The sequence below is a fragment of the Bacillus sp. YKCMOAS1 genome (assembly GCF_030268125.1).
Classification (GTDB): domain Bacteria; phylum Bacillota; class Bacilli; order Bacillales; family Bacillaceae; genus Bacillus; species Bacillus safensis.
In genome coordinates this window covers 163,731-177,010 of record NZ_BSEI01000004.1, presented here as the reverse complement: position 1 = coordinate 177,010, position 13,280 = coordinate 163,731, and the positions used below count along the sequence as shown (strand labels likewise).

At 41.5% G+C, this 13,280-nt stretch carries 11 protein-coding genes; 1 reads left to right on the top strand and 10 read right to left on the bottom strand.

Annotated elements, in window-relative coordinates; genetic code table 11:
* Positions 1-8: 8 nt before the first annotated feature.
* The 9 genes from ytaF to QSJ46_RS13450 form a co-directional block, all read right to left on the bottom strand.
* On the bottom strand, positions 9-641 hold the full coding sequence (ytaF, locus tag QSJ46_RS13490) for a sporulation membrane protein YtaF (protein WP_034279660.1): 633 nt from the start codon (positions 639-641) through the stop codon (positions 9-11).
* A gap of 174 nt (positions 642-815) precedes the next feature.
* Positions 816-1,649, bottom strand: coding sequence for a DNA-formamidopyrimidine glycosylase (gene mutM / locus QSJ46_RS13485; protein WP_041107207.1), 834 nt, complete (start codon positions 1,647-1,649; stop codon positions 816-818).
* Between the two features lie 26 nt (positions 1,650-1,675).
* On the bottom strand, positions 1,676-4,315 hold the full coding sequence (polA, locus tag QSJ46_RS13480) for a DNA polymerase I (RefSeq protein ID WP_041086577.1): 2,640 nt from the start codon (positions 4,313-4,315) through the stop codon (positions 1,676-1,678).
* A 255-nt stretch (positions 4,316-4,570) separates the two neighbouring features.
* Positions 4,571-6,313 carry a two-component system histidine kinase PnpS gene (gene pnpS, locus QSJ46_RS13475; RefSeq protein WP_058838291.1) on the bottom strand — a complete coding sequence of 581 codons (1,743 nt, stop codon included), beginning with the start codon at positions 6,311-6,313 and terminating at the stop codon, positions 4,571-4,573.
* Complete coding sequence (locus QSJ46_RS13470) at positions 6,306-7,034, bottom strand: response regulator transcription factor (protein WP_039180559.1); 729 nt, start codon at positions 7,032-7,034, stop codon at positions 6,306-6,308. Before QSJ46_RS13470 ends, pnpS begins: the two co-directional genes overlap by 8 nt.
* Before the next feature lie 185 nt (positions 7,035-7,219).
* Positions 7,220-8,158, bottom strand: a complete 939-nt coding sequence (gene mdh, locus QSJ46_RS13465) for a malate dehydrogenase (RefSeq protein WP_008356047.1) — start codon at positions 8,156-8,158, stop codon at positions 7,220-7,222.
* 34 nt (positions 8,159-8,192) lie between these two features.
* Positions 8,193-9,464, bottom strand: a complete 1,272-nt coding sequence (icd, locus tag QSJ46_RS13460; RefSeq protein WP_024424789.1) for an NADP-dependent isocitrate dehydrogenase — start codon at positions 9,462-9,464, stop codon at positions 8,193-8,195.
* A 153-nt stretch (positions 9,465-9,617) separates the two neighbouring features.
* Positions 9,618-10,736, bottom strand: coding sequence for a citrate synthase (citZ, locus tag QSJ46_RS13455; protein ID WP_024424790.1), 1,119 nt, complete (start codon positions 10,734-10,736; stop codon positions 9,618-9,620).
* A 377-nt stretch (positions 10,737-11,113) separates the two neighbouring features.
* A complete protein-coding gene (locus QSJ46_RS13450) occupies positions 11,114-11,578 on the bottom strand; it encodes a DUF441 domain-containing protein (RefSeq protein ID WP_047202655.1) in 465 nt (154 codons plus the stop codon).
* 100 nt (positions 11,579-11,678) lie between these two features.
* Between QSJ46_RS13450 and ytvI the strand changes: the two genes are divergently transcribed.
* Positions 11,679-12,797, top strand: a complete 1,119-nt coding sequence (gene ytvI / locus QSJ46_RS13445; RefSeq protein ID WP_047202656.1) for a sporulation integral membrane protein YtvI — start codon at positions 11,679-11,681, stop codon at positions 12,795-12,797.
* Positions 12,798-12,821: 24 nt separating this feature from the next.
* Here the strand turns inward: ytvI and QSJ46_RS13440 are convergent, their stop codons facing one another.
* On the bottom strand, positions 12,822-13,211 hold the full coding sequence (locus QSJ46_RS13440) for an FxsA family protein (RefSeq protein WP_039180564.1): 390 nt from the start codon (positions 13,209-13,211) through the stop codon (positions 12,822-12,824).
* Positions 13,212-13,280 lie beyond the last annotated feature (69 nt).

Here is a 13,280-nt window from a genome sequence, read left to right as displayed (position 1 = left end):
TTCCTCCTTTACAGCTTCCACACCCCAATTAAAATGAGCAGAAGCCCTGGTAAGCATGCAAGTTTATCGATCCAGCGCCAATTTGCCAAGTAATGACCGGAACGAAGCCCTATACACACAAAGAGTGAGCTCATCACGGCCACAGTGATACTCATGACAATTGGTGAAAAGCCTAGAATTGCAGCGCCAATCCCTGCGCCAAATGCATCAATGGATAAAGCAATCCCAAGAAGCACCGCTTCTATTCCATTAATCGTCCCAGAACGGTCAATATCTGCACTTGTCGGCTTGCGCAAAATTTGAATGACAAGACCAAGTGACTGCACTTCCACATTAAGCAATGTCTTTTCATGAAGTAGCAAATCACGCTCTTTCGCTGGTTTGTAAAATTGATAAAGGACCCAAAGTCCAATGGCGATCAAAATGCCTCCACCAAGTTTATCTGTCACTGAGACAGGGAGGAATGTCGTCAGCAGGCTGCCAATCAGCATAGAAATGAGCAGCACAATCCCTGAACAGCATGCAATAATGACAATCGCTTTAAATGGAATCTTCATTTTACGAAGTCCATACGTAAAGCCTACAGAAAAGCTGTCAATGCTGACTGCAATAGCTAAAAACAGGAGCGAAATCGAAATCATACCTGAACTCTTCCTTTCTGTTCATGCAACGATGATCAAGAGTCTCTAGGCGTCCTTAGACTCTTCTTCACTATATGAAGAGCAGGTGGGCTGTGTGTCAGTCTACACCTTGCTGAAAAATGAATGTTTTTTATCGTATGCACAGTAAAAAGGAAGCATGCTGATGGCTGATTTTTATTGAGGACGTTTTTGGCAGGTTACACAAAAATGTGTGCCGCGCCCTCCGACTACTGTTTTCTCAATGATGCTTCCGCATGTTTGACAAGGCTCTCCCCGCCGGTCATACACAAGAAGCTGCAGCTGAAATGTTCCAATATCACCTTGTGAATTGATATATGAGCGAATCGTGCTTCCTCCTGCATCTACCGCTACTTGAAGTGTATCGATAATATGCATGTGAAGCACTTTACACGATTCAAGGCTGAGCTGATTCGCTTTTGTTTCTGGATGAATGCCTGCTTTAAACAAAACCTCATCTACATAAATATTACCTAGTCCCACGACAATCTTTTGATCAAGCAGCGCTGTTTTGACCACACGAGATGTTTTTTTCAATTGCTCCCATAAATATTCCGGAGTGAATTGATCATCAAAAGGCTCATACCCCAGCTGTGAGAGCGGGAGTTCCTTTTCCTCTTCCCCCGGCTGAAATAAATGCATCGTGCCAAATTTACGCACATCATGATACCGAAGCTCAGTACCATCTGTAAAAGTAAAGACGACGTGTACATGTTTATCGTATGGCTCATGCGCTTCATGTACACGGTATTTCCCTTCCATCCTTAAATGGGAGACCATTACGTAGTGGTCTAAATGAAAGAGAAGGAACTTTCCTCTTCTTTCAATGGTTTGTATCGTTTCTCCTACCATCCTTCTTGCGAACTCTTCCGGCTCCCCAGGACGTTTGATGATATTCGGCCATTTGATATCGACCGTTTCAATCGTTTTTCCTTCGACTAACCGCTTGAGTGTGCGCCGGACGGTTTCAACTTCTGGTAATTCCGGCATGCTCCTCGCTCCTTTTTCTCTCTCTATTATTTTGCGTCGTACCAAGATGGGCCTGAAGCAAAATCAACTTTTAGCGGCACATCTAGTTGAAGTGCATTTTCCATGACTTCAGGGACAATTTTTTCGAGTATGGCAATTTCTTCTTTCGGCGCTTCGAAGATCAATTCATCGTGCACCTGTAATAAAAGATTTGCCTGCAAGTTTTCTTCTTTTAACTTACGCGCCATATCAATCATGGCTTTTTTAATAATATCAGCTGCACTGCCTTGGATCGGTGTGTTCATGGCTGTTCTTTCCGCAAAGCTTTTGATATTAAAATTGCGGCTGGTGATATCCGGGATATACCGTCTGCGTTTGAGAAGTGTCGTGACATATCCTTTTTGTTTCGCTTCCTGCACAATCTCTTCCATATAGGTTTTCACGCCTTTAAAGCTTGTTAAATAGCGTTCGATAAAGGCAGCTGCTTCTTTTCTTGTGATCCCAAGATTTTGAGATAATCCATAGTCACTGATTCCATATACAATTCCGAAGTTGACAGCCTTGGCTTGTCTTCTCATAGAGGAAGTCACTTCTTCTTCTGAGACATGGAACACGTCCATCGCTGTTTTCGTGTGAATATCCATATCTTGCGTAAACGCTTCGATCAAATTCTCATCCTGAGAAATATGAGCGAGAACACGCAGCTCAATTTGTGAATAGTCAGCAGCAAACATAAGCCAGCCTTCTTTTGATGGAACGAATGCTTGACGAATCTTCCGTCCTTCCTCTAAACGAATTGGGATGTTTTGCAAGTTGGGATCTGTTGAGCTTAGTCTTCCTGTTTGCGTGAGCGCTTGATTAAATCGTGTATGCACTTTATGGGTATCCTTGCGCGTTACCTTCATTAAACCTTCCACATAGGTCGATTGGAGCTTTCCAATTTGGCGGTAATGCAGAATAGACCGAATGATTTCGTGCTTATCTTCAAGCTTTTCAAGAACATCCGCAGATGTCGAGTAGCCTGTTTTTGTCTTTTTAATAATCGGCAGACCTAACTTTTCAAAAAGAATCACGCCAAGCTGTTTAGGAGAATTGATGTTAAACGTTTCACCTGCTAAGCGGTGAATGGTTTCCTCATATTCTTTCAGCTTTTTCGCTAACTCTTCACCCATCTTCTCTAGGCGCTCAATATCTACCTTTACGCCAAGTGATTCCATTTCACCTAAGATGAGGGCAAGCGGCAGCTCTAAGTCTTCATACAGTTCATGTTGATCATTTTTTTCTAGTGCTTCAAGTGTTAAATCATGCAGAGCAGAGATCGCCGCTGCTTTTCGTCCAAGATGTTCCTTCAGTTCATCTTCAGGTGGGATCGCCTGCTTTGCTCCTTTTCCGTACACTTTTTCATCAGAAAATGCGATGTTAAGACCGTATTCCTTCGCCACACTTGCGACGTCCTCATAGGATTTCTGAGGATTGACGACATAGGAAGCGAGCAGGACATCGTTATCGACACCTTTTAGATCGACATCGTGCCATCTGAGAGCGACAACTGCTCTTTTTGAATCGAAGACCCATTTCTTCTTCGTTTCATCCTGTACCCATTGTTTAAATGCATCTGATTGAAGTGCATCTTCTTTCGTGATAAAAAATGCACCGTTTTCATTATGGATCGCAAAACCGATCAAATCCGCTTCATGATAATTATCTCCAAGCTGTTCTACCACAAGGGCGGCATGATCTGTCAGCATTTCATCCGTTACATCGGTCATTTTTTTCACTTCTAATGCTTCAACTTCGACCTGTTCACCTGTTTCTGGTGCTTCTCCTAGACGCTCTAGCAGCGTTTGAAAGCCTAGTTCTTTATAAAGAGAGATCACTTGATCCATATGAGGACCTTCATATGCGAGATCCTTGCTTGATACATCAATTGGCGCTTCTACAAGAATCGTTGCGAGTTGTTTACTCATCACCGCTTGCTCTTTATATTCTTCAAGCTTTTCTTTGAGTTTTTTACCACTGACTTCGTCAATATGTTCAAGCAGGTTTTCTACCGTTTCAAACTGCTTTAACAATTTTATCGCTGTTTTTTCCCCTACACCGGGCACCCCTGGGATATTATCTGAGGAATCTCCCATCAAGCCTTTCATATCGATGATTTGATCTGGGCGCAGACCATATTTTTCTTCAATATGAGCCGGTGTGTAATATTCTACTTCTGTAATGCCTTTTTTCGTAATTGCCACCGTCGTATGGTCTGTTGATAGCTGCGTTAAGTCCTTATCTCCTGAGAAAATTTTCACTTCAAAGCCGTCTTTTTCTGCCTCCACAGCCAATGTCCCGATAATATCGTCAGCCTCGTATTGAGGAAGCTCGTACCTTTTCACCTGATAGGCATCTAATAGTTCACGGATAAACGGCATTTGTTCTGATAGCTCTGGCGGCGTTTTTTGTCTTCCGCCTTTATATTCTTTAAATGTCTCGTGGCGGAACGTTGTTTTCCCCGCATCAAATGCGACGAGCATATGGGTTGGCTTCTCGTCCTCGAGCATCTTCATTAAAATCATTGCAAAGCCATAAATGGCATTTGTATGGACGCCTTTATCATTTGATAATAGCGGCAAAGCAAAAAAGGCTCGATAAGCGAGACTGTTTCCATCCACTAGTACTAATTTCTTTTTGTCTGTCATGTTTTAATCCTCCATCGGCTGAGCCATTTCAGCCGTCTCTTTCACACATTGTATCTTCATTTTATCAAAGTTTATTTTGAAAAGAAAATAGTCGAACCTGCATAAAAAAAGGGACGAAAACAACAAGTGTTTTCGTCCTTACAAAATTGGCTCCTTGGATGAAGGGGTTCCTATTCATCCTACCAATGATTGTTTAACTAAACATGAATCCATTGTAAAGATCATGTAAATTTTAACGTGACATTCCTTTTTTCCCTATTTTGATTTCAGGCTCACTGTAAAAGTCGTTCCTTTCCCTTGTTTGCTATGGACTGAAATCGTCCCTTCATGCGCCTCCACAAGGTGTTTGACAATCGCAAGACCAAGTCCTGTTCCGCCTGAATTTCTACTTCTATCTTTATCAATTCGATAAAATCTCTCAAATATTCTTGGAATCTCTCTTTTCTTCATGCCGATTCCTGTATCTGCTACATCAAATTCATAGGCGCCTTTCCGCGGTCTTGCCGAAATAGTGACACTCCCTCCCTCTGGTGTATAGGTAAGGGCATTGTTGACGAGATTGAGGAAGATTTGCTTTAATCTCAGCGGATCTGCCATCACATAGACAGGCTCTTTCGGGATACGCACTTGTAATTGAATACCTTTTTCCGCAGCCTTTTGTTTTAAAAGGACTTCAATCTCTTGAATGATTTCTGACGCATTGGCGTCTTGAATATTTAGTTTGAAATGCTGCTGCTCGATTTTGGAAAGATCGAGTAAATCTTGAATGAGAGTTTCGAGTCGGACACTCTCTTTTAGAATGATGGAAAGGAATTGTGTCAGCGCTTCTTTGTCATCAATCGCTCCATCAAGAAGGGTTTCGGAGAATCCTTTAATCGACGTAATCGGTGTCTTTAATTCATGAGACACATTGGCGACAAAATCTTTTCGCATCTGCTCGAGCTGCTTTGTTTCTGTCACGTCATGAAACACAAGGACAATTCCTTTCCATTCATCGTCTGTACTTAAAATCGGGACACCATCCACTTGGAAGTAGCGCCGTTCAATGTCAACGGCTAGGCGTAAAAACTTTCGCACCTTCGTTTCTGTCATAAAAATTTCATCAATCAGTTCAATAATTTCGTCATGTGTAAATGCTTCATGATACAGCTTGTGCATGTAAATGTGCTTTTGCACCTTAAACTGCTTGCGGAAGGTTCGATTGACTAGGTTGATATACCCCATCTTATCAATCAAAATAATTCCTGCACCGATGTTTTCAATGACTGTTTGCAGACGGTCCCGCTGCATTTCCCCAGTGCTTGTCATTTCTTGAAGGCTTTCTGCCAGACGCTTCATTGATGTATTAAGCTCGCTTGTTTCAATGATCAGCTCTTCATAATGATTGGTATCATAGTTCCCGCGTTCCAGCTGTTTGGCTACCTTTGTGGCATAATCTATCGGTTTTACATATTTCATTGACATGCGGTATCCAAAGAAAACGATGATAATAATCGCCGAGCCAAGACAAACGGCTAATGCGAGCCAAAGCTGGCCGTCAATTTCATTTAAAGGCTGGAATGACGCATGGAGAAATAAATAGCCTGCCGGTTCGTTTTGTTTCAGAATAGGGACTGCGTAATGAAACAGTGCATCCTTCTCATCCTCAATGACGACGCCTTTTGTTTGAAGCCGTTCATTGTTCAGTGTGTTTTGAATGATGCCCCTTTGCTCCGCTTGACCCGTTGTATGTATGATATTCCCCTTCAGATCCACAATTGACGCATTCATATCGAGATGCTGCTTTGCCTGATTGAGGATCTCCTTGTTTTGCTTCGCCTGCAGATCATCACCATCCATGGAAGAAAGAAGAAAGCTCGATTCATTTTCCATTCGTTCCGTTAATTTTGTTTCATAAAAAACATGGAACATGTGATCCAAGAAAAGGCCAAGTGCAACAAACACAATAAAAAGGAGAAAAATAAGTCCCGAAAACAGGCGGGTTCTTATTTTACTCATTTGGCTTTGGCTCCTCCAATTTGTAGCCTAAGCCGCGAATGGTTTTAATGTATGTTGGTTTTTTCGTATTCTTTTCAATTTTGTCCCGCAAGTGGCTGATGTGTACATCCACAATACGAGTGTCTCCTGCAAAGTCATAATTCCAAACGGCACTTAGCAGCAGATCACGTGTGAGGACACGTCCTTTATGCTTGGCCAAATAAAGCAGCAGTTCAAATTCCTTCGGCGTAAGCTCTAGACGTTCTTCTTGGAAGTAGACTTCGTAGTGTTCTGGTAAAATGCGCAGTTCACCAATTTTGATTTGGTCTGCAATGACCTCTTCCTTGTCCTCTTGCGTGGGGGCAGGCTGAGATTGCTGCGCTCTTCTTAAGATGGCTTTTACCCGAGCACCCACTTCTCTAGGACTGAATGGCTTTGTCATGTAATCATCGGCTCCAAGTTCAAGGCCGAGCACCTTATCAAATTCATCGTCCTTTGCTGTCAGCATTAAAATAGGGAACATCATTTTTTGAATTCTCAGTTGTTTGCACACTTCAATGCCGTCCATCTTCGGAAGCATTAAATCTAATACAATGAGATCAGGCTGTTCACTTGCTGCTTTTTCAAGCGCTTCTTCCCCATCTCTTGCTGTGACGACATCATAGCCCGCCCTTTCAAGGTTATAGCTTAGAAGTGTTACAATCGATTCTTCATCATCCACAACTAATATTTTTTTATTCATGTTGTGCCTCCAATTAGTGATTTCCCCTGCATCCGTTTTTTTGTATCTTATGTGAAAAGCGAGAAGTCATGCTTTCTCTTTCATTTTAACGAAAGCTTAACAAGAGGACAATTTAAAATTTCGACAAGATTTGTTTTGTAAACAAAAAGAAGGCCCCTCATAAGAGAAGCCTTCTTTTTTTCATATTAAGACAATACTTTCATGACGTTCTTAACAGATTCAACAGAACGGTCAAGCTGACTTCTTTCTTCTTCTGTCAGCTCAAGCTCAATGATCTGCTCAAGGCCGTTTCCACCTACGATTGTTGGTACACCAAGGTAAATGCCTTCGTAGCCATATTCACCTTCAAGGTATGCAATCGTTGGGATCACGCGGCGCTGATCTTTTAGAATCGCCTCAACCATTTCTACAAGTGAAGCAGCAGGTGCATAATAGGCACTACCGTTACCTAATAGGTTCACGATTTCGCCGCCGCCTTTTCTTGTTCTTTCAACAATCGCATCAATTCGATCTTTTGGAATCAATGTTTCAAGCGGGATACCGCCTGCATAAGAGTAACGAACAAGCGGAACCATGTCATCGCCATGTCCACCAAGGACAAAGCCCGTCACATCTTTGACAGATAGGTTTAATTCTTGAGCAACAAACGTACGGAAACGTGCTGTATCAAGAATACCCGATTGTCCAATGACTTTTTCTTTTGGTAATCCTGATTCTTTATAAACTGCATATGTCATTGCATCAACAGGGTTTGTTAACACAACAATAATGGCTTCTGGAGAATATTTAACGATTTCGCGTGTCACGCTGCGCATGATTTTTTCATTTGTTGACACGAGATCGTCACGGCTCATTCCCGGCTTTCTTGCAATTCCTGCCGTAATGACCACGACATCAGAACCGGCTGTATCTTCGTAGTTAGAAGTGCCTGTAATGTTCGCATCGAAGCCTTGAACAGGGCTTGCTTCCAGCATATCAAGAGCTTTCCCTTTTGTTGGGTTCTCAAGCTGCGGTATATCAACTAAGACGACATCCGCTAATTCTTTTTGAGCTGTTAAAAATGCTGTAGTTGCTCCAGTAAAACCTGCTCCGATGACAGATACTTTTTTACGCTTGTTTGCCATTTCCTTTTTCCCCTTTAACTTTAAAGTTTAAGAATCAAGACAAGTTTTTGATGAGCTCGTCAGCAAACTCAGAACATTTTACTTCTGTTGCGCCATCCATTAATCTAGCAAAATCGTAAGTGACGACTTTAGATGCAATTGTTTTTTCAACAGATTGAATCACTAGATCAGCTGCTTCCTGCCAGCCAAGGTGCTCAAGTAAAAGCACGCCTGATAGAAGAACAGAAGATGGATTCACTTTATCAAGACCAGCATATTTTGGTGCTGTTCCGTGAGTCGCTTCAAAAATAGCGTGTCCTGTTTCGTAGTTGATGTTCGCTCCTGGTGCGATACCAATTCCACCAACTTGTGCTGCAAGTGCATCAGAGATGTAATCTCCATTTAAGTTCATTGTAGCCACAACATCGAACTCAGCTGGACGAGTTAGGATTTGTTGAAGGAAAATATCTGCAATGCTGTCTTTGACAATGATTTTGCCAGCAGCTTCTGCTTCACTTTGCGCTTTGTTTGCCGCATCTTTTCCATCTTGTTCTACAATACGATCATATTGTGCCCATGTAAAGACTTTGTCGCCAAACTCTTTTTCAGCCACTTCGTAGCCCCAGTTTTTGAAGGCACCTTCTGTAAATTTCATGATGTTTCCTTTGTGAACAAGCGTCACAGATTTACGGCCTTGGTCAATTGCATATTGGATAGCCGCTCTGACAAGACGGGATGTTCCCTCTTCAGAAACTGGCTTGATTCCGATACCTGACGTTTCTGGGAAACGGATTTTGTTCACACCTAATTCGTTTTTCAAGAAGTCAATTAACTTCTTCACTTCGTCTGAACCTTTTGCATACTCAATACCAGCATAGATATCTTCTGTGTTCTCACGGAAGATCACCATATCTGTGTCTTCTGGACGTTTGACAGGAGAAGGTACGCCTTTGAACCAGCGAACTGGACGTAAGCATGTGAATAAATCAAGCTCTTGTCTAAGTGCCACGTTTAATGAACGGATTCCTCCGCCAATTGGTGTTGTTAGTGGTCCTTTAATGGCAATTAAGTATTCACGAATGTCTTCAAGCGTTTGCTCAGGAAGCCACTCTCCAGTTTTATTGTAAGCTTTCTCACCTGCATATACTTCTTTCCAAGTGATTTGCTTTTCACCTTTATATGCTTTTTCTACAGCTGCTTCAAGTACTCTTGATGCTGCTTTCCAAATGTCAGGACCGATTCCGTCCCCTTCGATAAACGGGATGATTGGATTATTTGGTACATTCAATACGCCGCCAGTAACTGTAATTTTTTCGCCTTGTGACAATGATATTACCTCCCAGGTTATGTAGTGAATATTTGAAACTTCTTGGCTTGATGTCTGCAAGCAAAAAAGTTTTTCACGTGATTCGTTTTTTGTTGATGTTGATATGGAGGCTGATTAGCCTTTTGAAATCAGCCCCCGCTTATTCTATAAACATTAGTCTCTTTCACTGATCGGAACAAAGGTTTGAAGATCAGGTCCAATGTAATCAGCTCTTGGACGGATGAGTCGGTTGTTGTCATATTGCTCTAGAATATGAGCAATCCATCCAGAGAATCGGCTGATCACGAAAATTGGTGTAAACAAGTCATGATCAATGCCAAGACTGTGATATACAGATGCAGAATAAAAATCAACATTTGGTGGAAGATTTTTCTCTGATGTCACGATTTCCTCTGCGCGAACAGACATTTCATACCATTTCGGCTCGCCAGTGAGGTTTGTTAAACGCTGGCTCATTTCTTTTAGATGCTTTGCACGCGGGTCACCTTGGCGGTATACACGGTGGCCAAAGCCCATAATTTTTTCTTTCTTCTCTAGCTTACCATGAATATAGGAATCTACGTTTTCAACTTCGCCAATTTCTGAAAGCATCTTCATCACGCCTTCATTAGCGCCGCCATGAAGCGGTCCTTTCAGCGCACCGATAGCCGCTGTCACACCAGAGTAGATATCTGATAGTGTAGCAACACATACACGTGCTGTAAATGTCGATGCGTTTAATTCATGATCCGCATGTAGAATAAGCGCCTTATCAATGGCTTCAATTTCTACTGGTGATGGCTCTTCGCCATTTAGCATATACAAGAAGTTTGCAGCATAGCTGTATTCTTCTTTTGGCTGTACAGGCTCAAGTCCTTTGCGAATGCGTGAAAACGCAGCGACTAGTCCAGAAATTTTCGCCTGTAAGCGAATTGCCTTTCTGTAATTCGCTTCTTTGTCCATAATCTCTGATTCGTCATCTAGTAAACCTAGTAAGGATACTGCTGTACGAATCGCAGACATTGGATGAACCCCATCGAGCGAATAAGATTTAAAATGCTCAATGATTTCTTGCGGAATCTGAGCATTTTCATTGAGCTGCTGTTTTAATTCACTCAGCTCCTGCTCATTCGGCAGCTTTAAGTGCCATAACAGGTAGACAATTTCTTCGAATGTAGCTTTTTCAGTTAAATCATCGATATTGTACCCTACATAAGTAAGAGTATCATCAATAATTGAGCTTACGGATGAAGTTGTTGCCACGATACCTTCAAGACCTCTTGTTGCTGTCATGTTCAATCTCCCCTTTTTAAAAAGATTCCCCTTCGTTGCAGAATTCTCACTTTTTGAAAGCGCTATCCAATCCGAATAAGATGGCAGTTTCTAAAAAGAAAATGCTTACATTTACCTATACGGTTAGAGCGCTTTTAGCCTCATATCTCTTGTATGATCAATGAGTTCAAAATTAAGCCTATTCCCATTATAAACAATAATCAGACATTTGTTAAATGTTTAACTATAATTTTTTTTGATATTTTTTTTTCCAGTCTCCCATATCAGGCATGGAATAAAGGGAATTTGCTTCTTTTAATATATTTAATTATGTTTTTTTGCAAAAGCTCACGCAAGAAAAAATTTAAAAAAGAAAGTGGCAGAAACCACTCTCTTTTTCACCCGCTGAAAAATTTCACAGCCTGCATCGCCAAATAAGCAATTCCTGCCCCGATGAGCGGTCCAACAGCCACCCCTTTAAATAAGCTGACTGCCAAAATGGTACCGAACACAAGCGCTGCCGTAATATGCGGATCATTTTCGAGTAGCACAATCCCGTTTTTTGCAATTAATGCTACTAATATACCCGCTCCAAGTGCTATCCAAGCATAGGAAGATTTCATCGCTTCTCCAAGCTGCTTAAATCCAATGTCACCTGTTGCAATCGGGACTAGCACAGCAATGGTAATAACGGTCACTCCCCAATTAATGCCTTTAGATTGGAGAACCGGGAAAATTTTTTGATCCAGACCAACCAGCTTAATTGCGATCAGTACAGAGACCGCTAAAATTAACGAATTGTTTTTTGCAATAAGTGCAATAACGAGTAAAAGTACCAAAAATAAATTTGCTTGAGTAAACATACGCCGCTCCTTTCTTTCTTTTTATTGCGACCTTTTCATATTACTAATCTTTTTGAATAAAATGAAGTATCGGACATGCTTGTTTTTTGGAGGGGATTGTGTGAATCACGCCTATGTGGCCATTTTTCTGCGAAGTTTGATGATAATCAGCATTGCTGTTTTTGCTGTTGTCTTTTTATATCAGTCTTTTCCGTTTTTATATCCTTTTTGGATCGCCCTTATTGTGTCTTGTTTGATTCACCCTGCCGTCTGCAAAATTGAAGAGATTACCGGGATGCCAAGAGGACTTGTTGTGGTCATTGTACTGTTGCTCTTTTTAGTCGCAGCCGCCGGCTTCATGACGCTTTTAGTGGCTGAAATCATTTCAGGGAGTGCTTATTTGGCAAAAGTGCTGCCTGGCCATCTTGATCAATTGATTGGTATTGTAGAGCAATTTTTCACAGATAAAATTCTGCCTTTATATCATGATGTCACAGCCCAATTTAATACGCTTCAAGCAGGTCAAAAGGAATCGATTTTGGGACAAATTCAAGCACTCGGTGATGAAGCTGCCGCAAAAATCGGGACTTTTCTTTCAAAAACACTCGAGCTTATTCCGGCTTTTTTAGGTCTTTTGCCTGATGCAGCAGCAACATTGTTATTTTCTGCTCTGGCAACTTTTTTTATCACGAAAGATTGGTTTACGTTAAAAACATATGGCTCACGTATCTTTCCCGCAAAATGGATGCAGCATACACGCGCCATTTTATCTGAAATCAAAAAAGCCATTACCGGCTTTATGAAAGCTCAGCTTCTGCTTGTGGCCATGACGATTGGCATTGTATTGATTGGACTCATCATTTTAAAAGTCGAGCATGCCCTTGTGATTGCTTTATGTATTGGGTTTGTCGATTTACTTCCATATATCGGGAGCGGCACTGTTTTCCTACCGTGGATCATTTATTCTGCTATGACAGGAAATCTTTCACTCGCTATTGGACTGGGCATTTTGTATATTGTTGTCCTCATTCAAAGACAAATATCAGAGCCAAAAGTCTTAAGCAAATCCATCGGACTTAATCCTTTAGCAACGCTTGTGGCGCTATTTGTCGGGTTAAAATGGTTTGGTTTTCTTGGACTTGTGATTGGCCCTGCTTCACTTGTCGTGTGGCAGGCATTCCGTAATGCAGGAGTTTTCAGAGATATTTTTGAGTACATTCGGTATGGCATGCAAAAATAAAAGAGACCTAGGCTGAAGGTCTCTTTAGCGAATAATTGTATAGCGGTTGCGATTAGACAAGTTTCTAAGCCAGCGTTCAAAGAGCGGCTTAATTCCCTTTCTCGTTACCGGAATGAGCAGCAAAGCCCCAATGAGATCCGATAAGAAGCCTGGAATGAGCAGCAGCAGACCACCAATCAGAATACAAAAACCATCGACAATCGCTCCCCCTGGCATCTTGCCATATTGTAAATCTCGCTGTACTTTTTGGAAGGCTTCTATTCCTTGTTTTCTTGCGAAATAAGCACCTAATGCACTTGTCAGCACGATGAGCAACATCGTTGGCAAAATGCCAATGATTTTACTTGAGATTAAAAATAAACTAATTTCCACCGCAGGGAACAGAATTAATAATAGTAGAAAATATTTCTTCAACCATATCACCTCATGGGGTATCTTTCATCAAAAGCTGTTTACTTTTTTTAGTGTAACATAAAAAAAGAG